The following is a 24,948-nucleotide window of genomic DNA, read 5'->3' on the forward strand; positions in this document are numbered from 1 at the left end:
TGCGATTGCGCCCGGCTCAACCCGGGCCGGTCGCCTTTCAGGGTGAAGGTGCTGCCTGCAACAGCATGTCCCTGACCCTGTCACCTTGGGTTACGTTCAGGCGGACAGGCAAGGTGATGACCTTGTTGCGAAAGGCCGCAGGCAGGCGCACGGCATCTTTTTCCGTTGTCACCATCTGCGCGCCCAGTTGCCGGGCTTCATTCTCAAGCCGCGACATCAGCGCCGGGGTCAGCGGCTGGTGATCATCCAGTGCTTCGGCCCGCAGCAGCTTTGCCCCCTGTTGGCGCAATGTGGCAAAGAATTTGTCCGGGTGACCGATGCCCGCGAAGGCCAGAACCGGAGTACCGCTCCAGTCCATTCCGGTCTGCAGCGGTTCGACCGCGCCGGTGGCATGGGGCACGGTCAGGCTGTGGCCCCAGCGGTCCGCGAATTGTTGTTGCGCGTCTGCGTCCCCCAGTGACAACACCAGGTCGGCGCGTCGCAATCCGACGTCAACCGGCTCTCGTAAAGGACCGGCGGGCAGGCACAGCCCGTTCCCGAATCCCCGCGCCGCATCAACGACGATGACCGAGAAATCCTTGACCACCGAGGGGTTCTGAAACCCGTCATCCAGAACGATCACCGTTGCGCCAGCGGCGGCGGCGGCCTGCGCGCCGGCGGCGCGATCTTTCGCGACCCAGACCTCGGCAAAGGCCGCCAGCAACAAGGGCTCGTCCCCGACCTGCGCGGCGGTGTGTTTGCCGGGATCGACGCGCACGGGCCCTTCCAGGGACCCCCCGTGGCCACGGGTCACCACATGGGTTTGGTGCCAGGCGTCGCGCAATCGTTCGATCATCCAGATCACGGTGGGGGTCTTGCCGGTTCCGCCGGCGTTCAGATTGCCGACACAAATGACGGGCACGCCCGGATTCGTTCCGGCCCCGGACGCGACCCGGCGGGCGGTTGCGGCAGCGTAGATGCGACCTAAGGGCGCCAGCATCCGGGCCCGCAGGTCCAGCTGGTCGGGCGCGGTGTTCCAGAAATCAGGTGCCCGCATGGTTTGCGCTCCGCTGGTCCAGATAATCCTGCACCATCTCGATCAGTTTATCCGATTGCGGCGCACCTTCGGACACGATCTGCCACCCGGCCAGCGCCATGTCGGCGGCCCGGTCCGGTGCCAGCAGATCGACCACGGCGTCGCCCAGTTCGGTGGCCGTTCTGACCGTCAGCGCCGCGCCGGCGCGGTTCAGCTGATCGTATAGCTGTTGATGGTGGTGCACAAAAGGTCCGTGGATAAGTGCCGAGCCCAACGCCGTGGCGACAAGGGGGTCGTGACCGCCTGCGCCGCGTTCCAGCGAACTGCCCATGAATGTCACGGCCGAGACGCGGTGCCAGAGGCCCAGGTCCTCGGTAACGGCCGACAGGATGACCTGCGTCGTATCCTCGATCTGTCCGCTGGTGTCCCAGTTCGTGCAACGCAGGTCCATGTTTTCCAGCCGCCGGTGCAATGGCTCGGCTTCGGCGGTATCCGCGACATGCAAAACCAGCGCCAGCCGGGGCAACATGCGCATCGCCTGGCGGTGGGCGCTGAGCACCGAGATGAATTCCTTGTCCTGCACACATGCTGCCAGCCAGACCGGGCGCCCGGACAGGGCGTGGTTGGTTTCGATCAGCTCGTCCTCGGGCCAGGGCCGGGGGTTGGGGCTGACCAGAAGCGGCGGCGATTCACTGACCTTGCCGGAGGAGATGCCCAATCGGCGGATATTCCGGGCCGCATCCGGAGTCGTCGCAAGGATCATCCTGAAACAATCGAACGTATAGCGGGTGATATCGGGCAGCCATCGACCGCCGCGGGCCACGTCGATGTCGATCTGCGCCTCGACGAGGATCAGGGGGATGCCGCGTTCCTCGGCCCGGGTGATCACGTTCGGCATCAGCCCGCCACCGACCCAGATCCCGATATCGGGGCGCCAGTGATCCAGAAATGCCCGCGCTGCGCCGGTCTGTTCCGACGGCAGGTTCACAACCAGGTAGTTGCCGCAGTCCCACCGTGTCAGATCCGTTTCGGGCCGCGCGGTCAGCAGGACTGAGAGATCGGGGCGCGCCTGTTGCAGCCTTCGGCAGAAATCGACGACGGCGCGCTGCCGGTCCGGCGCGCTGATGTGGACCCAGAGCAGATCGCCTTCCGGGCGCGGGAAATAAGGCGTGTCGACATTGCCGGGTACGCCCCATGACAGAACCCGGTATGCCGCCAGGCTGAGTGAGCGCGGCTTGCTCATGGGTTGATCCCCGGCCCGTCCGGGGCCAGCCGGGCTCTGAGCGTTTCGTAAATTGGCGCACCTGCTGCCAGCACGCCGTTCAGACGGGGATGTTGGTTGTTGAATTGCAGCGGCTGGCCCAGCCGGTTCGAGCATTTGCCGCCGGCCTCGCGGATGATCAGGTCCCCGGCGGCGATGTCCCATTCCCAGCTTGGCCGCAGCGTCAGCATCCCGTCGAACCGCCCCTGCCCGACCAGAGCCATGCGATAGGCCAGCGACGGCCGGTATGTCCGCCGGAAGGCGGGCACCTGACCGGATCGCCAATGGCGTGCATCCAGATTGGGTTTTGCCGCCAGAACCTCGGCCGTCTCAAGGTCGGACGCTTGCGAAACCTTGATCGGTGTGCCGTTCAGGGTCGCCCCCTGGCCGCGGGCAGCTGCATAAATCAGGTCCCGCAGCGGCAGATAGATCACCGCGGCAGTCACTTCGCCTGCCTCAGCGACGGCCAGAGAATGCGCCCAGGTCCGCGACCCTTCGGCAAAGCTGCGGGTGCCGTCAATCGGGTCGATGATGAAGGCGCGGTGTTTTGACAGGCGGTCAGGGGAATCCTCGGTCTCTTCGCTCAGCCAGCCATAGCCGGGCCGGGCGGCCTGCAGCCGTTGCTCCAGCATGGCGTTGACGGCCAGATCCGCCTCGGTCACCGGACCGGCGCCGTCCGGTTTGTCCCAACGCTGCGCCGTGGTGCCCGAATATCGAGTGGCGATTTTCCCGGCCTCCAACGCGGCGTCGATCAGAAGGGGCAGGTCAGGTGCCGGCAAGTGTCATTCCTTCGATCAGCACGGACGGGACCACCCGGGACAGATACGGGCGCGCGTCATTCGCGGGCACGAGACGCTTGAGCATGTCGCGCAGATTGCCTGCGATGGTGCATTCGTTGACCGGGTAAGTGATCTCGCCATTCTCGACCCAGAACCCGGACGCGCCCCGGGAATAGTCGCCGGTATTGGGATTGATCGTCGATCCGATCATCGACGTGACCAGCAGGCCGGTGCCCATGTCGCGCAGAAGGTCGGCGCGGCTTTGGTCGCCTTGTGTCAGGCTCAGGTTCCAGTTGCTTGGGGATGGCGGTCCGGACACGCCGCGCGTCGCATTTCCGGTCGAGGTCATGTCCAGTTTGCGGGCACTGGACAGATCCAGCGTCCAGCCGGTCAGAACGCCGTTTTCGACAATGGCCCGGCGCCGGGTTGCCAACCCTTCGGCGTCAAACGGGCGCGAACCCGAAATGCGCGGGCGGTGCGGGTCTTCGATCAGCGACAGATGGTCAGGCAATACCTGTTCCCCAAGACAATCTTTCAGCCAGGACGCGCCCCGGGCCACGGCGGCCCCGTTACTGGCCGCCAGCAGATGACCGATCAGAGAGGATGAGATGCGTTCGTCGAACAGAACCGGAAAGCTTCCGGTTGCAGGTTTTCGGGCACCGGCCCGCGCCACTGCGCGGTCACCTGCGGTCCGGCCGATCTCATCCGGGCTGCGCAGGTCGCTTTGGAACGTGCGGCTGTCGCCGTCATAGTCGCGTTCCATCGCAGTGCCTTCGCCGGATATCGCCACGCATGAGGTCGAACGGCTGCTGCGCGCATAACCGCCGGAAAACCCGTTTGTCGCCGCCAGATGCACGCGATGGGTCCCATAGGCCGCCGCCGCGTCGGACACCTGCGAAACGCCCGCTACCGCAAGCGCAGCGGCCTCGGCGGCCAGCGCGTCACGCAACAGTTCCTCGGCCGCCGGTTCAGGTGCCGGGTCGAACAGTTCCAGCGCGGAAAGGTCCCAGTTATCCGCCAACTGATCCGAAGCCGCCAGACCGGTGAAGGGGTCTTCGGGCGCCTCGCGTGCCATGGCGACGGCGCGTTCGGCCATCGCGCGCAGGGGTTCGGGCCGGCTGTCCGAGCTTGATACGATGGCCTGCCGCTGCCCCAGAAACACCCGCAACCCAAGATCGGTGCCTTCCGACCGCTCCGCGTGTTCCAGCGCGCCGCTGCGCACTTCGACCGATACCGAAGAGCCGTCGATCACGATGGCATCCGCCGCTTCGGCTCCGGCCTTGCGGGCCGCGTCCAGCAGGTTTTGGCTGATTTCTTCGGGTGTAAGGGTCATGCGGCCTCCGGTCTCGATGCATTGGACCTAGCCTTGGACCGCCCGTCCCGCAAGACCTGCGGTTGTAATCGACTGGGTAAAAAAGAGTGAAGGTGGCGGGATTTGATCATCCCGCAGGATGGGGAAGGCAGCGCAGCCGCCTTCCCGCAAAATCGTCACTTGATGCGCTGGCCATTTGCCAGGATCTGACCATCCTTGGTGAATTCGATCTTGGAATTCAGCGTGTCCGGCTCTTCGCCCGGAACTGCCATCAGGCCCATCATCATCCGGGCACCCATCGCGTCGCTGTCGGAGACCAGACCCATGCCGATCAGCTTGTCGATCAGCGTGTTGGCCCCGACCAGCGTCAGGTTGGCAACCCCGGACGGGGCGGGCAAACCGTCGAATTCCTCGGTATTCGAGTTGTCGAAGGTAAAATCGCCGTCGCCCGTCAGCTTTGCGCCGACCAGCGACACCAGAAGTTCGTTGATCCGCAGCGAATGCAGCTCACCCGGGGCTTCGTCCGAAAGCTCCAGCGCTTCGGTCGCCACCGGGTCAAACAGGTTCGTCAGGATCTTCGCGGTTCCGGTCGTGTCCAGAGCAATGGTGGCGGGGTCGCGCGGCAGGGCGCCAGCGGGGTCAAAGATGCTCCACAGCACGTCCGACATGGTGAAATCCGTCAGGTTCATGGCGAAACCAAAGGGCTGAATTTCTTCGGACTGCTGCACCGGAAACTCGAATTTCAGCCCGGCATTGGCCATGGCGATTTCGATCGGAAACGGCAGATCGGCAGTGGTCACGGCCAGCTTCGAGCTGTTCTGTTCGACATCATAGGCGATACGCTTGGCGTCAATGCTGGCGCCGAAGCGGCCGCCCTGGGATTCGCTGCCCATCGAAAACGCCTCGCCCTCGCTGGTGCCGGCAATGGCGGTCTGACCGGAGGCATAGTTAAACACACCCGAGAAGGCGAACCCGTCGCCATAAAATGCCTGCGGGTCCGCAACATTGAAGTCCGACGGGATCAGGCTGGTGCCTGCAAAGGTCAGATCATTCAGCGATCCGTTGATCTTGGCGTCGTCATCGCTTTCCGGATCATCGAACACCAGATCATAGGTCAGACCGGCTGCGGTGAGTTTCTGATCGACTTCGCGAATCTCGCCGATCTTCATCCGCGAACTGCCCGCCAGATCGGTCATCTGCATGTTCACGCCCAGAGCGTTGTCGGGCATGGGTTCACCATCGACCATCAGATCATCCAGCTTGATGCCGAGGGATTTTGCCGAATAGTCATAGGTCATGTCCTCCGGCGTGCCGGAGACGACCATTTCCAACCCGTCATGCGAATAGCCGACATCGACGGAAAACGACTCGTCGCCTGAACCGCCGGTCACGGTCATGGGGAAGCTTTCCGGCAGCCCGATGCTGACGGTTCCATCGCCGTTTTCGGTCAGCGTCATTTCCGGGACGACCATCTGAAACTGCGCCTCGTCCTCGGGCAGGTCCATCACAACGGTCATGTCGGCAATCGAGGTGACGTTGCCAGAGACCGATTGTGTCCCGGAAACGGTATAACCCATCTGCGTCAGATAGGTCTGCCAGTCATTCCAGACATCGTTTGCAGTGACATCGGCAAACGCGCCCTGGGCGACAATGGCATAGGCTAGAACTGCGCCGCTGCTGCGACGAAGGAAAACGGACATCAGAGAACCCTTCTTGGTCAAATTCGCGGGCATCGTCGTGCCTGTGGCCCCGGGCGTCAAGGGGCAAGGGCTGGACCCTTTCCCCGTTAGCGCGGTAGAGATTCACACAATCTCAAAACAACGGAGGTACAGGGTCCGAATGCAGGGGAAAACCGTACTGATAACTGGGGCCAGCCGTGGCATCGGCGCCGAAGCGGGGCGCGTATTTGCCGCAGCCGGGGCAAATGTCGCGCTGGTGGCCCGAAACCGGGATCAGATTGATGCGCTGGCTGCGGCGCTGGGTGACAAGGCCATCGCGTTGCAATGCGACGTCAGCGATTTCGCACAGGTGGAACAGGCCGTCGCGGATTGCGTCGACCGGTTCGGCGGGCTGGACGTGCTGATCGGCAATGCCGGCATAATCGATCCGATCTTTCATTTGTCCAATGCCGATGTCGCAGCCTGGAGCAAGGCAATCGATATCAACCTCAAAGGTGTGTTCCACGGCATGCGCGCGGCCTTGCCCGTGATGCGGGCCGCCGGCGGGGGCACCGTCCTGACCGTATCGTCGGGCGCTGCCTCCAATCCCGTCGAAGCCTGGAGCCATTATTGCACCTCGAAGGCGGGGGCGAAGATGCTGACCGAATGCCTGCATCTGGAAGAGGCCATACACGGGATCCGGGCCATGGGCCTGTCGCCGGGAACCGTGGCCACGGATATGCAGCGGGTGATCAAGGCCAGCGGCATCAACGTCGTCAGCCAGTTGGACTGGAGCGATCACATCCCCGCCGACTGGCCCGCCCGCGCCCTGCTGTGGATGTGCAGCGACGATGCGGATGAGTTTCTGGGCGCCGAAATCTCGCTGCGCCGTGAAGATATCCGGCAAAGGGTTGGGCTGACGTGATCGAACTGACCAAGTCGGACGGGTTGTGGACCGTCACGCTCAACAACCCGGACAAAGCCAACGCGCTGACGCAGGAGATGCTGACCGAACTGGTTGAGATAGCCGAAGGCGCGACCGGGGCACGCGCGCTTATCCTGACAGGTGCGGGCAAGGTGTTCAGCGCCGGGGCCGACCTTGAACAGGCGCGCGCCGGGCTTGCGACCTCGGACCTGTGGGAACGGTTGTCCGGCGCAATAGCGGCCTTGCCGTGTCTGACAGTTGCCGCCCTGAACGGAACGCTGGCAGGTGGGGCCAACGGGATGGTGCTGGCCTGCGACATACGCATCGCGGTCCCGACAGCCAGGATTTTCTATCCGGTCATGAAGCTGGGCTTTCTGCCGCAACCTTCCGACCCCGAACGCATGGCCGCGCTGATCGGGCCATCGCGTACCCGGATGATCCTGATGGCGGGGCAGAAGATTTCGGCAGAAGAGGCGTATGCCTTTGGTCTGATCGACCGGGTCGTGCCGCCCGATATGCTGATGACGACGGCGCATGAACTGGTCGCAGACAGCCTGAGCGCGGACCCCGAAATCGCCGCCGGTATTTCGCGGTTATGCCCATGAGGCTGTCCGCCCTTTATCTGCGCGTCGCTGATCCCGAAGCTTTGGCCGGGTTCTATGGGGACATGTTGGGGATGTCCGTGCGCAGGCAGGGGCAAAGCCAGCGCGCGGGATATGCCGGCCCGGATGCCGATCTGGTGCTGATGCCCGGCGGCGGCGGATATAGCCATGATCGGGGGCAGCGCTACTGGAAGATCGGTATCACCCTGCCGGATGTCGATCTGGCCGCCGCGCATTTGCGCAAAAACGGGGTCGAGGTTTCAGAGCCCAGACAGTTTCTGGACATCGGCTATATGTGCCACCTGCGCGACCCCGAAGGGTTTATGATCGAGCTGTTGCAGCACGAGTTCGAGGGCAATCGCCCCGAAAACGCAGCGGACCCCAAGGCGCCGTTTGCCCGGGCCCGTGTTGGTCAGATCACTCTGCGCACCGGAGACATTGCGGCCGAGGACGCGTTTTGCCGGGCGCAGGGCATGCAGCTGTTGTCGGTTCAGGAGGTCGCGCAAAACGGTTTTGATCTGCATTTCTATGCGTTTACAGATGAAACGCCGCCCGATGCCGACCTTTGGTCCGTGGACAACCGCCCCTGGCTTTGGCAGCGCCCTTACACGACGCTGGAATTCCAGCATCTTGCCGGAGTGCAATTTGCCCCGGTGCCCGATTTTCGCGGGCTTGGGTTCGCGGGGTTGGCCGCGCCGACCCAGGACGCTTATGGCGATCCGGTCCTGCCGGACTGATCAGCGACCGCGCCGCTTACCGGGAACCTTCGACCGAAACCCGGGCGGACGTTTGCGCACCCAGTTGAGGAATTTTTCCAGACGCGGGTGCGCCCGCAACGCGTCGACCGAATTGAACTCGCGGGCCAGTTCCGCCTCGGTCAGGGTGGCGTGAACCTCTTTGTGGCAGATCACGTGCAGCAAAACCGTGGGTCCGCCCTTGCCCCCTTTGAGTTTTGGGATCAGATGGTGCAGGCTGCCGCCCCCATCCGGGATGGGGCGGTCGCAAAGCGGGCAGATCGGATCACTGTTCGGCATCATAATCACAAGGTTGCGCCACGGCGCGCGGAAGGCAAGAGGACAGCAATGGCACAGGCAGTGGTGATCGGGGCCGGACCCGCCGGCCTGATGGCAGCAGAAGAACTTGCCAGTGCAGGTCACGATGTTCTGGTGGCCGAGGCCAAACCATCGGTCGCGCGCAAGTTTCTGATGGCGGGCAAGTCCGGTCTGAACCTGACCCGGGACGAACCTTTTGGAACGCTGATGGATGCCTATGGCGATGCCGCGGACTGGTTGAGCCCGATGATTGCCGATTTCGATGCCGCCGGGGTACAGGACTGGGCGCGCGAACTGGGGCAGAGCCTGTTCACCGGCTCGACCGGGCGGGTGTTTCCGACGGTGATGAAGGCCTCTCCTCTGCTGCGCGCCTGGCTCGGGCGGCTTGAAGCCGCAGGGGTTCAGATCAGGACCCGCTGGCGCTGGGTCGGCTGGACGGGCGATGCGCTGGCCTTCGACACGGTACAAGGCCGGCAGACAATCACGGCGGATGTCACGGTTCTGGCCATGGGCGGCGCAAGCTGGGCGCGTCTGGGTGCGGATGGTCTGTGGGCCGGGATCCTGCACGAAAAGGGGGTCAAGCTTGTCCCGTTCGCGCCTGCCAATTCCGCGCTTTCGGTCGATTGGAGCCATCACATGCAGCCGCATTTCGGCTCGGCCCTCAAATCTGTCCGCTGGTCGGCTGGCGACTTGCACAGCCGGGGTGAGGCGACGATTTCGGCGACCGGGCTGGAAGGCGGCGGCTTGTATTCCCTGACGCCGGCCTTGCGTGACGGCGAATCGTTGCATGTCGATCTGGTACCCGATCTGGACGAACCGGCGCTGCTGGCGCGGCTGGCTGCCAAAAAGTCAAAGACAACCCTGACCCAGTGGCTGAAAAAGTCGCTGCACCTGTCGCCGCCGAAAATTGCATTGTTCCACGAAATGGCCAAATCCGGCGCACCGTCGCAGGCACATTGGGCGAAGGCGATCAAGAATCTGCCCATATACCACGCCGGTCTGCGCCCGATGGATGAGGCGATTTCAACGGCTGGTGGTGTGACCCGCGCGGCGCTGGACGACGGGCTGATGCTGACCTTAGTGCCGGGGGTGTTCTGCGCTGGCGAAATGCTGGACTGGGAAGCGCCGACAGGGGGGTATCTGCTGACCGCCTGTCTGGCGACCGGGAAATGGGCCGGACGCTCTGCCGCGGCCTGGCCGGGTCAGGCGGGTTAGCGCGACCGCGCCAGCATCGCGAGGCGGATCATGGCCCGCTCGACCAGCGCCATGGCCGGGGCGGTCTGCCCGGCGGACCGCAGCGACAGATCGGTGTCGGTCAGCACGGTCAGCGCGGTTTGCAGTTTTGGCGCGCCCCAGCCTTGCGCCTGCCGCAAGATCCGGTCGCGGCGCTTGCCATAGATCGGCGGGCGCAGTTTTCCGATACCCTGCGCCGCGCCGCCGGGATCAGAGGCACAGGCATAAAGGGTGCGAAAATGCCGGGTCGCGCCGATGCACAGGCTGACCGCGTTGGTGCCCTGCGATTGCAGACGCCGGATCAGCGGCCCGATCTCACCGGCGCGGCCTTCGGCGACGACATTCAATACATCGTCCAACGCGGCCTCGGTCGAGCGTGGCGCACAGGCGTCGACATCTTCAATCGCGAGTTCCGAAGTGTCGCCGCGTTTGTAGAGCGACAGTTTTTCAATGGTCTGGGCAAAATCACCGGGGCTTATCCCGGTGGCCAGTTCGGCAATCGCCGACATCGAATCGCGGGGGATGTTCCGCAGCCCGGCTTCGGCCAGGATCCGTTCGATCTCGGCCCGCGACGGGGGATCGTCGTATATACCTACCGCATAAGCCGTTGGATGAGCTTCGAACGCCTTGCGAATCTTCGAACTGGGTTTGAGCTGCCCGGCCGTGACGACAATCTGGGCATCACCGGGGGCCCAATCCTCGAACGCAGCAAGGATCGCAGGGGCCGCCGTGTCTGTTGCGTCTTCGACGAAAACCGCGCGGGGACCGGGAAAGAACCCAACTGCCTTGACCGCATCCAGCAAAAGGGCGGGATCGCCGCGCAGATCGGCGCCGGGCATGCGGGTCAGGCGCATCTCTTCCTCGGCGGCGGGGCCCAGTAATGCAGCCAGTACCTGTTGGCGTTTCAGCGCCACACGCATTGCGTCCGCGCCGTAAATCAAAAGCCCTGCCTTGTCCGCGTCCGGGCGGGCGAAATACCCTTCGGCCTCGCGCGGGCTCAGTTTCATTGGAACAGGCTCGGTGTCGCGTAAAGACGGTTCACGATCTGGTCCGACAGAATCACCATCAGACGCTCGGTCGCGTCCCGTTCATCCGCCAGCGTGGACACGGTGGACCCAGCGGCGGAGTAACCGGCGAAATCCGACACATCGCCCGAGGCCACGATCCGGCCCGTTTCATTGGACTTGAGCGTATAGTCGGCACGCCCCTCAATGGTGTAGCGGGATGTTTCGTTGGTCGTGGTCACCGCGGCACGCCGGGTGACAGTCACCACTTTCACGTCCAGCGCATATTCCTTGCCGGAATTGGCGCTGCGGCCCAGACGTTGTTCCAGATTCTGCACCAGCAGATAGCTTTCCACGGTGTTCGGGGCGGATACGGCAACCCTGCCGTTCAGCGCCGCGCCCGAGCCGCCGGGTGCATAGACCGGCTCAAACCCGCAGGCGGCCACAAAAAAGCAGGCTGCCAGCGGCATCAACACGAATTTTCTGCGATCAAACAACGACATTCACGATCCGGCCCGGGACTACAATCACCTTCTTGGGCGCATTGCCATCCAGCGCCTTCTGCACAGCTTCGGTGCTGAGCGCGATTTTTTCAACCTCGGCCTTGTCCAAATCCTTGGCCACGCTGATTTCCGCGCGGCGTTTGCCGTTGATCTGGATCGGCAGGGTAACGGTGTCATCGACCAGCATCGCCTCATCCGCGACGGGCCACGGGGCCGTCGCAACCAGGCCCTCTCCGCCCAGCACTTGCCACAGCTCTTCGGACAGGTGCGGTGTCATCGGGGACATCAACTGCGCCAGGGTTTTGGCCGCGGCGCGTTTCGCGGCGCTGCCTGCATTGGATTTGGCCAGCGTATTGGTAAAGGCGTAGAGCTTGGCGATCGAGGCGTTGAAACCAAAGGATTCCACGCCGACCGTCACATCATGGATGGTCTTGTGCATCTCGCGCAGCAGGACCTCGTCGTCGGCATTTACCGGGATGTCCGACTGGGCGATTTCCGATGCAATGCGGTGGACGCGGCTGAGATGTTTGAATGCCGCCTCTGCGCCCGAGGCCGTCCATTCCACATCCCGCTCGGGCGGCGAATCGGACAGCACGAACCAGCGCGCGGTATCGGCCCCGAAGGCCGAGATGATGTTGACCGGATCAACCACGTTTTTCTTGGATTTGGACATTTTGGCCGAAGGGATGATCTCAACCTCGGTGCCGTCGGCCAGTTTGCCGTCGGTCACGTCTTCGGGCAGGTGATAGACCGGGCGGCCCTTGCCGTCGCGGGTCTGGTAAATCTCATGCGTGACCATGCCCTGCGTGAACAGCGCATTAAAGGGTTCGATGGCCTTTTTGGGCAGATGGCCGGTAATGTTCATCGCCCGCGCGAAAAAGCGGGAATAGAGCAAGTGCAGAATCGCATGCTCGATCCCGCCGATATACTGGTCGACATTCATCCAGTATTCCGCCTCGGCAAGATCGGTGGGTGTTTCGGCGTGCGGCGCGGTGAAACGGGCGAAATACCATGACGAATCGACGAACGTGTCCATCGTGTCGGTCTCGCGCTTGGCGGGCGCACCGCAGGACGGACATACGCAATCGCGCCAGGTCGGGTGACGGTCCAGCGGGTTGCCCGGATTGTCGAACGTCACGTCATCGGGCAGGCGGATGGGCAGGTTCTCATTCTTCTCAGGCACCACGCCGCACGCATCGCAATGTACCACAGGAATCGGGCAACCCCAGTAACGCTGACGGCTGAGGCCCCAATCGCGCAGGCGGTATTTGGTGACACCTTCGCCCCAGCCGGCCTTTTCGGCGAAGTCGACGGTGGCGTCGATGGCTTCGCCGCCGGTTGCTTCGGTCAGGCCGGCGAAATGGTTCACCCAGCGGACCTTCTCGGTCTTGGGCGGGACAAAGGCGATCTTGTCCACCGGTGTGTCGTCATTCAGCGCAAAGAAGGTGTCGACCACCGGCAGGCCGTATTTGCGGCAGAAATCGAGGTCTCGCTGATCATGCGCCGGACAGGCAAAGATCGCGCCGGTGCCGTAATCCATCAGGATGAAGTTGGCGATCCAGACCGGCAGTTCCCAATTCGGGTCCAGCGGATGCCTGACGCGGATACCGGTGTCATAGCCCAGCTTTTCAGCGGTCTCGATCGCCTCTTCGGTGGTGCCGCCCTTGCGACATTCGGCAACAAATTCAGCGACTTCTGGGCTTTCGGCCTCAAGCTGCTTGGCAATCGGATGGTCTGGCGAGATGCCAACAAAAGACGCGCCCAGCAGCGTGTCGGGGCGAGTCGTATAGACCGTGATCGGTTCATCGCCGTCGGTGCGTTCGAACCCGAATTGCAGGCCGCGCGACTTGCCGATCCAGTTTTCCTGCATCAGCCGCACTTTGGCGGGCCAGTTGTCCAGCGTGTCCAGCGCGCTCAGCAGTTCCTCGGAATAGTCCGAGATTTTGAAGAACCACTGCGTCAGCTCGCGCCGTTCCACCAACGCACCCGAACGCCAGCCGCGCCCGTTTTCCACCTGTTCATTGGCCAGAACGGTCATGTCGACCGGGTCCCAGTTGACCACGGCGTTCTTGCGGTAAACCAGCCCGGCTTCGAGCATATCGAGAAACAGCGTCTGCTGCTGGCCGTAATATTCCGGATCGCAGGTCGCAAATTCGCGGGACCAGTCGATCGACAGGCCCAGAGGCTTCATCTGCCCGCGCATGTCGGCGATGTTGCCGTAAGTCCAGTCTTTCGGATGACCGCCAATGGCCATCGCTGCGTTTTCGGCAGGCATCCCGAACGCGTCCCAGCCCATAGGGTGCAGAACATTGTGCCCGGTGGCCAGCTTGTGGCGTGCGATCACGTCGCCCATCGTATAGTTGCGCACATGCCCCATATGGATTCGGCCCGACGGGTAGGGGAACATCTCAAGCACATAGTATTTCGGCTTGTCCGCCGTGCGGTTGGCAGAGAATATTCCGGCCTTGTCCCAGGCCTCTTGCCATTTTGCTTCGATTTCGTTGGCCGAATAGCGAGACATCTTGCGGTCCTTCGTGAATGAAAACGCCGGGTCAGAACCCGGCGTGGTAATATTGTGATTTTCGACCGGTTGCTAGAGCCTGTTGTCCGCAATGCGCAACTGACGGGCGCGGGACAGGATCGCATCTTCGACCGCCCGGGTCGTGGCAGCACTGACCGGAGCGCCGCCGCTGCCCTGCAGTGCAACCGACAGAGAGCGCGCCGCCAGTGCCGGGTCACTGATGTGAACTGTGGCGCGGTAAGACCTGCCGCCACCGGGCGGTGTGCCGTAACCCGTTACGATTACACCGGTAAACGGATCAACATCCTGTACGGGCAGGAAGTTCAGAACATCCAGGGAGGCGGCCCACAGGTAGCGGTTCACATTGGTGACCTGTTCCGCGTTGCGGGTGTCGAACACGTCCCAGATGGTCGAACGATTCGGATCGTTCAGCTCACGCTCGCTCGAACGGCTGCTGTCCGTATAAAGCAGATCCGGGTTCGGAGACGCGCCCCGATTCTGTCCGCAGGCCGACACGGCGGCAGTCACTATGATCAAACCGAAAATCGTCTGCAAGCGCATTGTCGACTGGTCCCGTTCACTATGGTCTGTGTTGTTAGGTGATACTCCTAGACAAGGTCCAGTTCAGCAACAACCCCATTCTTGTCACATATAAGCAGGCTGGCCCGTCGTTTAGGGGGAAAATCGACTGTGACATCCTTGCACCAATCCGGGCTGAATGCAGGCCCTCCATTTATGCCAAGCTTGCGTGATGGGGGCAAAAAGAGCGAAACGGTTCCCGTGCTGAGACATGTGCTGAGGCATGTGTCGAGTAGAAAAACTTTGAAACCGAGGGAAACAAGATGAAAAAAGTTCTCTTCGCATCGACCGCACTGATCGCAACAGCGAGCGTTGCAGCGGCCGACGTTAAGTTCAGCGGTTACGGTCGCTTTGGTATTGGTTACCAGGAAGATCGTTCCGCGGTCACCACCACCACTACCACCACTGCAAGTGGCGCGACCAACGTAAACGTCAACAACCCCGACACCGACGATGCCATCCTGGTCTCGCGCTTCCGTCTGAACATCGACGGCACCGCAGAAACCGACGGCGGCGTTGAGTTCTCGGCTCGTGTTCGTCTGCAGGCTGACGAAGACAGCTCGACCGGCGAAGCCAACTCGGCTGGCCTGAACGGCGCACGCTTCTCGGTCATCTACGGCGGTCTGCGTGTTGACGCGGGCAACGTTGCAGGTGCCATCGACAACCTGGCAAACTACTACGGTAACGAAGTAGGTCTGGAACTGTTCGCAGGTCAGTACTCGGGCGTTGACTACAGCTTCCTGGGCTACTCGTCGACCGGTTCGGGTTCGAACGCTGTGTTCTTCCAGTACGCAGTCGGTGACTTCGCGTTTGGCGCGTCGTATGACCAGCGCACCCTGTTCACCGGCGGTGGCAACACCACCGACGCAGACCGTTGGGACATCAGCGCGACCTACACCTTCAACAACATCACTGCAGCTCTGGCTTATGGTCAAACCGACTCCGGTATCTCCGGTGTTGACGATCCGAGCCTGACCGTTCTGACCCTGGGTGGTGAATGGGGTGACTTCTCGGGTACCCTGTTTGTTGCAGACGATAACACCGAAGTAAGCGCCACCGATGGCACTGCTTGGGGTCTGTCGGCTGCCTACAACCTGGGTGCGGCAACCACCCTGCTGTTCGCCTACGGTGACGGTAACGCAGACGCTGACACCCAGCAGGTCGCAATCGGCGCCATCTACGACCTGGGCGGCGGTGTAACCCTGCGCGGTGGTATTGGCCGTGACGACTGCAACTCTTGCAGCAGCGACACGATCAAGGCTGACTTCGGTGCACAGTTCAACTTCTAAGTTGATCTGAAACCGCAAGGTTTAAGGGCAGGTCTTCGGACCTGCCCTTTTCTTTTGCGCCGACTTGGTGTTTCTCTGCCCTTGAAGCTGATTGAGGAACGCAATGTCGCTGCAGGAAATCACCGTCCGCATCACAAAAGCCGAAACTGCCGCCGGGCGGAACGCAGGTTCTGTCAAACTTATCGCGGTGTCGAAAGTTCAGCCCGACGCCCGCGTGCGGGCCGTGTTGGACGAGGGGCATCGCTGTTTCGGAGAAAACCGGGTGCAGGAGGCCGCGGGCAAGTGGCCGGGCTTCATGGAACAATACCCGGATGTCGATCTGCACCTGATCGGTCCGTTGCAGACCAACAAAGCCCGTCAGGCCATGGCGATGTTCGACACCATCCATTCCGTGGACCGTCCCAAACTGGCCAGAACGCTGGCGCGACTGGCGCAGGAGATAGGCCACTGCCCGGACCTGTTTGTTCAGGTCAACACCGGGGAAGAGGACCAAAAGGCCGGCATTCTGCCCGCGGATGCCGATGCTTTTGTCGCCGAATGCCGCGAATTGGATCTGCAGGTAAAGGGTCTGATGTGTTTACCACCGGTTGACGAGGAGCCTTCGCTGCATTTCGCGCTGCTGGCCAGGATTGCCGAACGCAACGGGCTGGAAGGTCTGTCGATGGGGATGAGCGGGGATTTCGAACAGGCCATCGCGCTGGGCGCGACCCATGTGCGCGTCGGTTCCGCCATCTTCGGCGAGAGGGTCAAGGCGCAGGAATAATCAGCCGCGTGCCGAAGGACACTTTTCCGGCAATCCAGTGCAGGTGATCGCGGCGGAAAGCCACGCAGCCTTCGGTCGGGTATCCGGGGCGCCGCCACTGGTGAACAAAGATCGCCGACCCGCAATCGGGCACGGCGTTGGGCCAGTTCCAATCGCTGATCAATACCAGATCATACAGCGGATCAGCCCGGCGCAGCTTTTCATGGCTGTGGGAATAAGGCGCGCTGACCAGTTGGTTATAGCGGCTGTCCCGCACGTCATCGGACCACAGGTCACGCGGTCCGATGGGAATTGCCCACGGGGCAGGTCGCGCGATCCGGTCCGGGCGGTACAGCATACCGACAATATGATGCACTCCAACAGGTGTGGCGCCATCCCCCTCGCGTTTGGCGCTGGCCCGCCCGCCTTTGCCGATCGTGCAGGGAAACACCCGCCCGTGAAAACGCACGCCGCGAGGGGTCAGGACAAGATCCTGCGGCGTCACAGCAGATGGCCGGATTTGGCCGCCTTGGTTGCCAGATATCCCCGGTTATGTGAGGTTTCGCCGACCTTGAGCGGCACACGCTCGGTCACCGCGATTCCGGTCTTTTCCATCATGGCGATCTTTGCAGGGTTGTTCGTCAGCAGCCGCACCGAACTGAACCCCAGAGATTTCAGGATATCCGAACCCAGCCGGAAATCCCGCTCATCATCTTCAAATCCCAGCCGATGGTTTGCCTCGACCGTATCGAAACCCTGGTCCTGCAGGAAATAGGCGCGCATTTTGTTGGCCAGACCGATGCCGCGCCCTTCCTGGTTGAGATACAGCAGAACTCCGGCCCCTTCGGACCCCATCTGGGCCAGCGCCCCGCGCAACTGGGGCCCGCAATCGCATTTCAGGCTGCCCATCAGATCCCCGGTGAAACAGGCCGAGTGCAGACGCGCCAGAACCGGCTTGTCCCGGTCAGGGCGCCCGATTTCGACGGCGTAATGTTCCTCGCCGCCATCTTCGGGGCGGAAAACATGCAGCCGCCCGGCCTCGGACACCTCCATCGGCAGGCGTGCGGCGACAACAGCGTGCAGCGCGCTGCGGTCTGCCAGATGCGGCGCTGCGCGGGTGTGGTCGATACAGGTCAGGCCATGCGCGGTCGCGAAGGCGCGGCCGTCTTCCACCGGAACGACGACGGCTGCCGGCAACAGGCGCGCGGATTTGGTCAGGGCGATGGCAATGCGATGCAGGTTGGCGCTGCCGTGGCGTTCCGTCATCAGAGGCCCCTTCATCGGCGCATTCAGGTCGTCCGACGGGTCGGCAACCGCCTGAACCCAGGATATCCCGGCATCTGCGGGAATGATCACCCGGGCCAGATCGCCGTCATAGGCCCGCGCCTTGAGCGTTTCCGCCCGCCGCACGGTGACCGTAACCACAAGTTCCTCGGCAATCCCCCGCAAATCGGCGAGCCGCTGCGCGCTGAGCGTTTCCGTCGCACTGGCAAGCACACTGAACCCAGTGTCATCCGTCAGTGCCACCGGCACCCCCATGCGCAGGTCTGCGCGGGCGCGGGCCAGCAATTCTGAAATATCCGGGATAAGACTCATCTATGTTACCCTGTAACGTTCAGGTTTTCTCCTAGCCTGATCAGATGGAAATGTGAAACATTTCCTACGCGTCAGACACGAGGGCGTGAAAGGATTGCAGCAAACCTTGCTGATTGCATCTTCCGCGCGCAAGTGGTGGAAAAGGCTTAGGAGGACCGGATCATGGCTCAGCTCAAGAAAATCCTGCTGGTGGATGACGATGAAGACCTGCGCGAGGCGCTTAGCGAGCAACTCGTGATGACCGAGGATTTCGACGTGTTCGAGGCGCATGACGGTCAATCCGCGATGGAACGGGCACGCGAGGCGATCTACGATCTGGTCATTCTGGATGTCGGCCTGCCGGATACGGACGGGCGCGAGCTGTGTCGCCTGATGCGCAAGCAGGGCGTGAAAAGCCCGATTCTGATGCTGACCGGCCATGACAGCGATGCGGATACGATTCTGGGGCTGGATGCAGGCGCCAACGACTATGTCTCAAAGCCGTTCAAATTCCCGGTTCTGCTGGCCCGCATCCGGGCGCAGCTGCGCCAGCACGAACAATCCGAGGACGCGGTGTTCGTGCTTGGGCCCTATACGTTCAAGCCGGCGATGAAGATGCTGATCACCGAAGAGGATCGCAAGATCCGCCTGACCGAGAAAGAAACCAATATTCTCAAGTTCCTGTACCGGTCGGCCGATGGCGTTGTGGCGCGGGATGTGCTTTTGCACGAGGTCTGGGGATATAACGCCGGTGTCACCACACATACGCTGGAAACCCATATCTACCGCCTGCGTCAGAAGATCGAGCCCGATCCCTCCAATGCGCGCCTTTTGGTCACAGAATCGGGTGGATATAGGCTGGTTTCCTAACTGGATGTGGAATGACTTGGATCAAAGTGATACTCTGAAGTCATAATTAGGTTACTCCCAACCCGCGCATGTCCGGGTTATGACATGCACCTCCCTGTTGGACTGCCGGGCCTGATGGCCCGGCCTTTTTCTTGCCGACACGGAATTTCGACCTTGCCCGGGCCAACGCCAATGTTGCGAGTCCGCAAATGTTCCTGTATTGTTCTCATCGCTGGATAATGCTGCGAGGTGTGTGTGTGATGATTGAGGGAAGCTGTTTATGCGGGGCCGTCAGGTTTCAACTGAGGTCCGAACCCTCGGTGATGGGAACCTGCCATTGTTCCCGGTGCCGGAAGGCCGGGGCCAGCACGGTTGTTTTCGTCAAGAAAGACGACCTGACCTGGGTCAGCGGCAAGGACAACGTGGCGCTGTATCAGCCCGGGGCGCCCTACAAATATGGCAGGTGTTTTTGCAAAACCTGCGGATCGTCGCTGGGTGAAATTCTCGCCGAAGCGGACAGCTTTCCAATCGCCGCCAACGCGCTGGACACCGCATTTGACCAGAAAGTGCAGTTTCACGAGTTCGTTTCCGAGAAACCGGGCTGGTACGAGATTTGCGATGATGCACCGCAGTCCGAGGGGCACCCGTCATAGGCGCTCTTTTCTGATGGCACCTTGTTTACGCCCACGATAGGCTGCGCCAACCGCGACAGAGGAATCCCCCATGCCTTTTACCCTTGCCACCTGGAACATCAACTCGGTCCGCCTGCGTGAGCCCATCGTGCTGAAATTGCTTCAGGAAGAGGCCCCAGACGTGTTGTGTTTGCAGGAGTGCAAGTCTCCGGTCGAAAAAATTCCGACCGAAGGGTTCGCCGAGCTGGGCTATACCCACATGATCGCGCGCGGGCAAAAGGGTTACAACGGCGTTGCCATCCTGTCGCGCCTGCCGATGGAAGAGGTGGGCGACAAGGATTTCGCGGGCCTCGGCCACGCCCGTCATATCGCCGGGCGGCTTGAGAATGGCGTGACGATCCACAATTTCTATGTTCCGGCGGGCGGCGACGTGCCGGACCGCGAACAGAATGAGAAGTTCGGCCAGAAACTCGATTACCTGACAGACATGCGCGACTGGTTCCATGCGGAAAAGCCCGAGAAATCCATTCTGGTCGGTGATCTGAACATCGCCCCGCGCGAGGATGACGTCTGGTCGCACAAGCAATTGCTCAAGGTCGTGTCGCATACGCCCATCGAAGTTGAACATCTGGCCGAGACGCAGGATGCGGGTGGCTGGGTCGATATCACCCGGCAGGACATCCCCGAGGGGCAGCTTTACAGTTGGTGGTCCTATCGCGCGCGCGATTGGGACGCGGCGGATAAGGGGCGGCGGCTGGATCACGTCTGGGCCACGCCGGATATTTCCGGCGCCGGCCACTCAAGCCGCATTCTGCGCGACGCACGCGGATGGGAGAAACCCAGCGACCACGCGCCGGTCTTTGCGACTTTCGACCTGTAATTGCGCAACTGGCCCCTTGGTTTCTGCCCGCAGCGGTTGCATATAGGGCGCGAGTTCGAACGAGAGAGTGAATGCCATGGATCTTCTGAACGCCGCAGCCGGCCCTGAAACTTCCGATCTGATCAAGGACGGGTCCGAGGCCACGTTCATGGCCGATGTCGTCGAGGCTTCGCAGGAAACGCCGGTCATCGTGGATTTCTGGGCGCCCTGGTGCGGCCCGTGCAAGACCCTTGGGCCGGCGCTGGAAGAGGCCGTGACCGCCGCCAAAGGGGCGGTGAAGATGGTCAAGATCAACGTGGACGAGGCGCAGATGATCGCGGCGCAAATGCGGGTGCAGTCGATCCCGACCGTATACGCCTTCTTCAAGGGCCAGCCTGTCGACGGGTTCCAGGGCGCACTGCCGGGATCCGAGATCAAGGCTTTCATCGACCGTGTGATCGAAGCCGCAGGTGGCGAAAGCCCGGGCGGTCAGCTGGAAGATGCGGTGCAGGCCGCTGAGGAAATGCTGACCGAAGGCGCAGCCGTGGATGCGGCGCAAACCTTTGCCGCCATTCTGGGCGAGGACCCGAACCACGCTGGTGCTTATGGCGGGTTGGTACGTGCGCATATCGCGTCGGGGGATCTGGAACAGGCCGAGGCCATCCTGAACGGCGCGCCGGCCGAAATATCCACCGCGCCCGAGGTCGAGGCCGCGCATGCGCAGCTGGAACTGGCCAAACAGGCCGCTGACGCGGGGCCCGTCGCCGACCTGACCGCCGCGGTCGAGGCCGAGCCCGACAATCATCAGGCCCGGTTCGATCTGGCGCAGGCGCTGCACGCCAATGGCGATGTCGAAGAGGCCGTCGCGCAATTGCTGGAACTGTTCCGCCGCGATCGTGAGTGGAATGAAGGCGCCGCGAAGTTGCAGCTTTTCACGATTTTCGACGCCCTCAAACCCAACGATCCGATTGTTCTGAACGGGCGCCGCAAGCTCAGCTCGATGATATTTGCCTAATTCGGGATCAGAGCTACACTCGGGTACATGATGCATCCCGCTGACCTGCCGGAAACGGTGTCCGTTTTTCCATTGCCCGGGGCGCTGTTGCTGCCCCGTTCGCGCCTGCCGCTGCATATATTCGAGCCGCGCTATCTGCAAATGCTGGACGACGCCCTGAAAACGCAGGAACGCCTGATCGGCATGGTTCAGCCAAACCCGTGCCACAGCAACGAAAACAAGCTGCACCATATCGGGTGCGCCGGGCGGGTGACGCAGTTTTCCGAAACCGAAGACGGCCGTTATCTGATCACCCTGACCGGAATTTCGAGGTTCCGCATCATGTCGGAACTGGACGCCTTTACCCCATATCGCCGGTGCGCGGTGTCATGGGACGGGTTTGACCGCGATCTGGGCAAGGCCGAACATGATGACGGGTTTGATCGCGACAGGTTTCTGCATCTGCTGGAGCGGTTCTTTTCCTCGCGCCAATTGTCGACCGACTGGGACACGCTGAAGGACGCCGATGATGAGTTGCTTCTGAACTCGCTGTCGATGCTGCTGGATTTCGATCCCGAGGAGAAACAGGCGCTGCTGGAGGCCCCCTGTCTGCGCACGCGGCGCGAGACATTGGTGACACTGATAGAATTCGCCATGCGCGGCGGATCGAGCGAGGAAAAACTGCAATGAGTGAGCCCGAACAGCCCTTTGACCGCCACATGCTTGAGGCTCTGATCTGCCCGCAGACGCATACGACACTGCATTACGACGCCGAAAAGCAGGAACTGGTGTCCAAGGCTGCGGGGCTGGCCTTTCCGATTCGCAACGGCATTCCAGTGATGCTGGTCGATGAGGCGCGGAAGCTGGACTAAATCGCGCGACCCTGCAGCAGCTTCGGCAGGTCCCCGGTCAACCCGGCGGCCTCGCGCACGAAGCCGCGGCGCAAGCCCGGCAGCGCGCCGACGATCCCCATGCCGATGTCACGCCCAACCCGCAATATCGGATTGTCGTTGGAAAACAACTTGTTGAACACATCCGTCGCCATGGCTAGCGCGGCCGTGTCGAACCGCCGCCATTCCTGATAGCGCTCCAGCACCAGCACCGAACCGATATCTTCGCCGCGCCGTCCGGCCAGCGTCAGCACCTCGGCCAGCGCGCCGACATCGCGCAGCCCTGCGTTCAGCCCCTGACCCGCGATGGGGTGCATGCCGTGGGCGGCATCGCCGACCAGCGCCATGCGGTCGCCGATAAACGAATTGGCGATGGTCAGGTTCAGCGGGTAAGTGAACCGATCCCCCTGCAGACGGATGTCGCCCAGAAAATCTCCGAACCGGGGGCGCAGCACCTGCAGGTAATCTGCCTCGGGCATTGCGTTGATGCGTTGCGCCATCTCGGTGCGCTCGCTCCAGACGATCGAACTGCGGTTGCCGGTCAGGGGCAGGATCGCCAGAGGTCCGGGCGGCATGAAAAACTGATGCGCGACGCCATGGTGCGGCAGGTCATGTTCGATCGCGCAGACCAGCGCGGTCTGGCCGTAATCCCATCCGGTGCGCTTGATACCGGCCCGGGCCGCAGTGCCGCTGCGGCGCCCGTCACAACCGACCAGCAGGCTGCCGGTCACGGTGGCGCCATTGTCCAGCGTCAGGGTCACGCCGGTCGCGTCGGCCACTTGACCGGTCACGGTCTGGCCACTGAGCTGAGAAATCCGGTCGTCCTCGGTCATCGCATCCAGAAACGCTCGGCGCAGGTGGCGGTCTTCGACCATGTAGCCCATCGGGCCTTCTTCGATCTCGGCATGGTCAAAATGCATGAAGAACGGTGATGGCCCGGCGCCTGCATGCCCGTCGGTGACCTTGATCTCCAGCATAGGCTGGGCGTGTTCGGCGACACGTTCCCACACCCCGATTGCATCCAACAGACGCTGCGACGCCAGCGCAAGCGCATAGGCGCGCCCGTCAAAGGCTGCGTTTTTGCGCACTTTTTCGGCCAGCGCGTCGATGACGGTCACCGAATGCCCGGTCTGCGCCAGTGCCAAAGCCAGGGCCGGGCCGTTCAGGCCACCGCCCACGATCAGGATATCGGACTTGTGTTCCATGCCCCGCAATATGCGCGCCCATTCGGGATTGTCCATGTGCGGTCCTGTCGCTACCGTCCAACACAGCACAAAATTCCAGAAGGGGGCAGGGATGCAGGACTGGCTGACCATGACGGCATGTGATCTGGGCCGGGGCATCGGCATGGGGCGGATTGATCCGGTTGAGCTGACCGAAACCTACCTGTCCGCCATCGACGCTCATCCGCACCGCGACCGGATCTATGCCCGTGTCACCCATGACCGCGCCCGGGCCGAGGCCGGGGCCGCGCAGGCGCGGGCCCAACAGGGTCAGCGCCGGTCCCTGCTGGATGGTGTGCCGATCAGCTGGAAAGACCTGTTCGACACGGCGGGCATCGCGACCGAGGCCGGAACAGCCCTGTTGAAAGGACGCGTGCCCACGGCGGATGCGGTCGTGCTGCGCAACGCCACCGAGATGGGAGCGGTCTGTCTGGGCAAAACCCACATGAGCGAGCTGGCCTTTTCCGGGCTGGGCCTGAACCCGATCACCGGAACGCCGCCCTGCATCGACGATGAGGACGCGGTGCCAGGCGGTTCATCCTCGGGCGCGGGGGCGTCAGTGGCCTGGGGGCTGGCGGCCTGCGGGATCGGCTCGGATACCGGCGGATCTGTTCGCATTCCGTCGGCCTGGAACAATCTGGTCGGCCTGAAGACCACCGCGGGACGGGTCAGCCTTGAAGGCACCGTACCGCTGTGTTTGCGGTTCGACACAGTTGGCCCGCTCGCCCGGTCGGTCGAAGATGCCACGCACATGCTGGCCCTTCTGGAAGGCGGCACGCCTGCCGATCTGCGCGGCGCAAGCCTGAAGGGCCGGCGGTTCGCGGACCTTCAGAACGTGGCCAAGGATGATCTGCGGGACGCGCCGCGCCAAGCCTTTGACGACGCGCTGGACCGGCTGCGCGAGGCCGGCGCCGAAATCGTTCCCCTGGAAGTGCCCGAACTGAACGAAGCGATGGGCCTGTCCGGCATTCTGTACACGACCGAGGCCTACGGCCTTTGGCGGGACGTGATCGAGGCCAACCCGGAAGCGATGTATCCCGAGATTCTGGAGCGTTTCAGGGCAGGCAAAAACAACTCGGGCCCCGATTATGTCGCTGCGTGGTCGCGGCTGAAGGCGTGTCGTGGCGCGTGGGATGCGGCCACGGCCGGGTTCGATGCGGTTCTGGCCCCCACCGCCCCGATATTGCCGCCGAATCTGAAACGGTTGATGAGCGACCATGACTACTATGTCACCGAAAACCTACTGGCGCTGCGCAACACCAGAATCGGCAACCTGATGGGGTTGGCGGCCTTGTCTTTGCCCACCGGAATCCCGGGATGCGGGCTGATGATGATGGGCTATCCGGGTTCGGAAGAGGCCCTGTTGCGGCTTGGATCAGCGGCCGAGGCGGCATTGGCCTGAATGCCACAATCCCCTGATTCGGAACCTCTTTGTCTGGACGAAACAGGGC

26 protein-coding genes are annotated in these 24,948 nt (G+C 62.4%); 13 read left to right on the forward strand and 13 right to left on the reverse strand.

The annotated features are described in order from the left end of the window. Positions 1 to 37: 37 nt before the first annotated feature. The 5 genes from lpxK to ACXAC3_RS04970 form a co-directional block, all read right to left on the reverse strand. Positions 38 to 1,036 (reverse strand): tetraacyldisaccharide 4'-kinase, encoded by a 999-nt coding sequence (lpxK, locus tag ACXAC3_RS04950; RefSeq protein ID WP_475157462.1) that lies wholly within the window; start codon positions 1,034 to 1,036, stop codon positions 38 to 40. Continuing rightward, positions 1,023 to 2,258 carry a 3-deoxy-D-manno-octulosonic acid transferase gene (locus ACXAC3_RS04955; protein WP_475157463.1) on the reverse strand — a complete coding sequence of 412 codons (1,236 nt, stop codon included), beginning with the start codon at positions 2,256 to 2,258 and terminating at the stop codon, positions 1,023 to 1,025. Before ACXAC3_RS04955 ends, lpxK begins: the two co-directional genes overlap by 14 nt. Next, the gene (locus tag ACXAC3_RS04960) at positions 2,255 to 3,055 is read right to left on the reverse strand and encodes an inositol monophosphatase family protein (RefSeq protein WP_475157467.1); all 801 of its coding nucleotides are present in this window, start codon (positions 3,053 to 3,055) and stop codon (positions 2,255 to 2,257) included. Before ACXAC3_RS04960 ends, ACXAC3_RS04955 begins: the two co-directional genes overlap by 4 nt. After that, the gene (locus tag ACXAC3_RS04965; protein ID WP_475157471.1) at positions 3,042 to 4,388 is read right to left on the reverse strand and encodes a TldD/PmbA family protein; all 1,347 of its coding nucleotides are present in this window, start codon (positions 4,386 to 4,388) and stop codon (positions 3,042 to 3,044) included. Before ACXAC3_RS04965 ends, ACXAC3_RS04960 begins: the two co-directional genes overlap by 14 nt. A gap of 155 nt (positions 4,389 to 4,543) precedes the next feature. Further along, entirely contained in the window at positions 4,544 to 6,067 is a 1,524-nt protein-coding gene (locus tag ACXAC3_RS04970) for a DUF2125 domain-containing protein (protein ID WP_475157475.1), read from the reverse strand. Positions 6,068 to 6,206: 139 nt separating this feature from the next. On the opposite strand from ACXAC3_RS04970, the gene ACXAC3_RS04975 reads away from it, so the two are divergent. The 3 genes from ACXAC3_RS04975 to ACXAC3_RS04985 are packed head-to-tail and all read left to right on the forward strand — an operon-like array spanning position 6,207 to position 8,289. Further along, a complete protein-coding gene (locus tag ACXAC3_RS04975; RefSeq protein WP_475157480.1) occupies positions 6,207 to 6,950 on the forward strand; it encodes an SDR family oxidoreductase in 744 nt (247 codons plus the stop codon). After that, complete coding sequence (locus ACXAC3_RS04980) at positions 6,947 to 7,555, forward strand: enoyl-CoA hydratase/isomerase family protein (RefSeq protein WP_475157485.1); 609 nt, start codon at positions 6,947 to 6,949, stop codon at positions 7,553 to 7,555. The genes ACXAC3_RS04975 and ACXAC3_RS04980 overlap by 4 nt, the downstream gene beginning before the upstream one ends. Next, positions 7,552 to 8,289 carry a VOC family protein gene (locus ACXAC3_RS04985; protein ID WP_475157488.1) on the forward strand — a complete coding sequence of 246 codons (738 nt, stop codon included), beginning with the start codon at positions 7,552 to 7,554 and terminating at the stop codon, positions 8,287 to 8,289. Before ACXAC3_RS04980 ends, ACXAC3_RS04985 begins: the two co-directional genes overlap by 4 nt. On the opposite strand, the gene ACXAC3_RS04990 is transcribed toward ACXAC3_RS04985, so the two are convergent. Then, the gene (locus tag ACXAC3_RS04990; protein WP_475157490.1) at positions 8,290 to 8,586 is read right to left on the reverse strand and encodes an HNH endonuclease; all 297 of its coding nucleotides are present in this window, start codon (positions 8,584 to 8,586) and stop codon (positions 8,290 to 8,292) included. A 48-nt stretch (positions 8,587 to 8,634) separates the two neighbouring features. Here ACXAC3_RS04990 and ACXAC3_RS04995 point away from each other — a divergent pair, with 48 nt between their 5' ends. Next, on the forward strand, positions 8,635 to 9,819 hold the full coding sequence (locus tag ACXAC3_RS04995; RefSeq protein ID WP_475157493.1) for a TIGR03862 family flavoprotein: 1,185 nt from the start codon (positions 8,635 to 8,637) through the stop codon (positions 9,817 to 9,819). Here the strand turns inward: ACXAC3_RS04995 and holA are convergent. From holA to ACXAC3_RS05015, 4 genes are all read right to left on the reverse strand, one after another. Continuing rightward, positions 9,816 to 10,844 (reverse strand): DNA polymerase III subunit delta, encoded by a 1,029-nt coding sequence (gene holA / locus ACXAC3_RS05000; RefSeq protein WP_475157495.1) that lies wholly within the window; start codon positions 10,842 to 10,844, stop codon positions 9,816 to 9,818. The genes ACXAC3_RS04995 and holA overlap by 4 nt on opposite strands. Further along, on the reverse strand, positions 10,841 to 11,344 hold the full coding sequence (gene lptE, locus ACXAC3_RS05005) for an LPS assembly lipoprotein LptE (protein WP_475157500.1): 504 nt from the start codon (positions 11,342 to 11,344) through the stop codon (positions 10,841 to 10,843). Before lptE ends, holA begins: the two co-directional genes overlap by 4 nt. After that, positions 11,331 to 13,865 carry a leucine--tRNA ligase gene (gene leuS / locus ACXAC3_RS05010; protein ID WP_475157505.1) on the reverse strand — a complete coding sequence of 845 codons (2,535 nt, stop codon included), beginning with the start codon at positions 13,863 to 13,865 and terminating at the stop codon, positions 11,331 to 11,333. Before leuS ends, lptE begins: the two co-directional genes overlap by 14 nt. Positions 13,866 to 13,937: 72 nt before the next feature. After that, on the reverse strand, positions 13,938 to 14,426 hold the full coding sequence (locus ACXAC3_RS05015) for a DUF3576 domain-containing protein (protein WP_475157509.1): 489 nt from the start codon (positions 14,424 to 14,426) through the stop codon (positions 13,938 to 13,940). 281 nt (positions 14,427 to 14,707) lie between these two features. Here ACXAC3_RS05015 and ACXAC3_RS05020 point away from each other — a divergent pair, with 281 nt between their 5' ends. Then, positions 14,708 to 15,733 carry a porin gene (locus tag ACXAC3_RS05020; RefSeq protein WP_475157513.1) on the forward strand — a complete coding sequence of 342 codons (1,026 nt, stop codon included), beginning with the start codon at positions 14,708 to 14,710 and terminating at the stop codon, positions 15,731 to 15,733. A gap of 103 nt (positions 15,734 to 15,836) precedes the next feature. Then, entirely contained in the window at positions 15,837 to 16,496 is a 660-nt protein-coding gene (locus ACXAC3_RS05025; RefSeq protein WP_475157518.1) for a YggS family pyridoxal phosphate-dependent enzyme, read from the forward strand. On the opposite strand, the gene ACXAC3_RS05030 is transcribed toward ACXAC3_RS05025, so the two are convergent. Further along, complete coding sequence (locus ACXAC3_RS05030; RefSeq protein WP_475157523.1) at positions 16,480 to 16,980, reverse strand: L,D-transpeptidase family protein; 501 nt, start codon at positions 16,978 to 16,980, stop codon at positions 16,480 to 16,482. The genes ACXAC3_RS05025 and ACXAC3_RS05030 overlap by 17 nt on opposite strands. Next, positions 16,977 to 18,071: a GTP cyclohydrolase II gene (gene ribA, locus ACXAC3_RS05035; RefSeq protein ID WP_475157528.1), complete on the reverse strand. Its 1,095-nt coding sequence runs from the start codon at positions 18,069 to 18,071 to the stop codon at positions 16,977 to 16,979. Before ribA ends, ACXAC3_RS05030 begins: the two co-directional genes overlap by 4 nt. Before the next feature lie 162 nt (positions 18,072 to 18,233). On the opposite strand from ribA, the gene ACXAC3_RS05040 reads away from it, so the two are divergent. The 6 genes from ACXAC3_RS05040 to ACXAC3_RS05065 all read left to right on the forward strand — a co-directional run bounded on the left by ACXAC3_RS05040 (position 18,234) and on the right by ACXAC3_RS05065 (position 22,256). Continuing rightward, a complete protein-coding gene (locus tag ACXAC3_RS05040; protein ID WP_170563518.1) occupies positions 18,234 to 18,920 on the forward strand; it encodes a response regulator transcription factor in 687 nt (228 codons plus the stop codon). Between the two features lie 239 nt (positions 18,921 to 19,159). Beyond that, positions 19,160 to 19,552: a GFA family protein gene (locus tag ACXAC3_RS05045; RefSeq protein ID WP_475157531.1), complete on the forward strand. Its 393-nt coding sequence runs from the start codon at positions 19,160 to 19,162 to the stop codon at positions 19,550 to 19,552. A gap of 70 nt (positions 19,553 to 19,622) precedes the next feature. Continuing rightward, the gene (locus tag ACXAC3_RS05050; protein ID WP_475157535.1) at positions 19,623 to 20,411 is read left to right on the forward strand and encodes an exodeoxyribonuclease III; all 789 of its coding nucleotides are present in this window, start codon (positions 19,623 to 19,625) and stop codon (positions 20,409 to 20,411) included. 76 nt (positions 20,412 to 20,487) lie between these two features. After that, positions 20,488 to 21,405 carry a thioredoxin gene (gene trxA / locus ACXAC3_RS05055; RefSeq protein WP_475157539.1) on the forward strand — a complete coding sequence of 306 codons (918 nt, stop codon included), beginning with the start codon at positions 20,488 to 20,490 and terminating at the stop codon, positions 21,403 to 21,405. A 27-nt stretch (positions 21,406 to 21,432) separates the two neighbouring features. Further along, positions 21,433 to 22,074, forward strand: coding sequence for an LON peptidase substrate-binding domain-containing protein (locus ACXAC3_RS05060; protein ID WP_475157543.1), 642 nt, complete (start codon positions 21,433 to 21,435; stop codon positions 22,072 to 22,074). Continuing rightward, a complete protein-coding gene (locus ACXAC3_RS05065) occupies positions 22,071 to 22,256 on the forward strand; it encodes a Trm112 family protein (protein WP_475157547.1) in 186 nt (61 codons plus the stop codon). The genes ACXAC3_RS05060 and ACXAC3_RS05065 overlap by 4 nt, the downstream gene beginning before the upstream one ends. On the opposite strand, the gene ACXAC3_RS05070 is transcribed toward ACXAC3_RS05065, so the two are convergent. Further along, the gene (locus tag ACXAC3_RS05070) at positions 22,253 to 23,515 is read right to left on the reverse strand and encodes an FAD-dependent monooxygenase (RefSeq protein WP_475157553.1); all 1,263 of its coding nucleotides are present in this window, start codon (positions 23,513 to 23,515) and stop codon (positions 22,253 to 22,255) included. The genes ACXAC3_RS05065 and ACXAC3_RS05070 overlap by 4 nt on opposite strands. Before the next feature lie 55 nt (positions 23,516 to 23,570). Here ACXAC3_RS05070 and ACXAC3_RS05075 point away from each other — a divergent pair, with 55 nt between their 5' ends. Then, entirely contained in the window at positions 23,571 to 24,899 is a 1,329-nt protein-coding gene (locus ACXAC3_RS05075) for an amidase (protein ID WP_475157555.1), read from the forward strand. Positions 24,900 to 24,948 lie beyond the last annotated feature (49 nt).

The sequence above is a fragment of the Ruegeria sp. ABV4_181 genome (assembly GCF_056158465.1).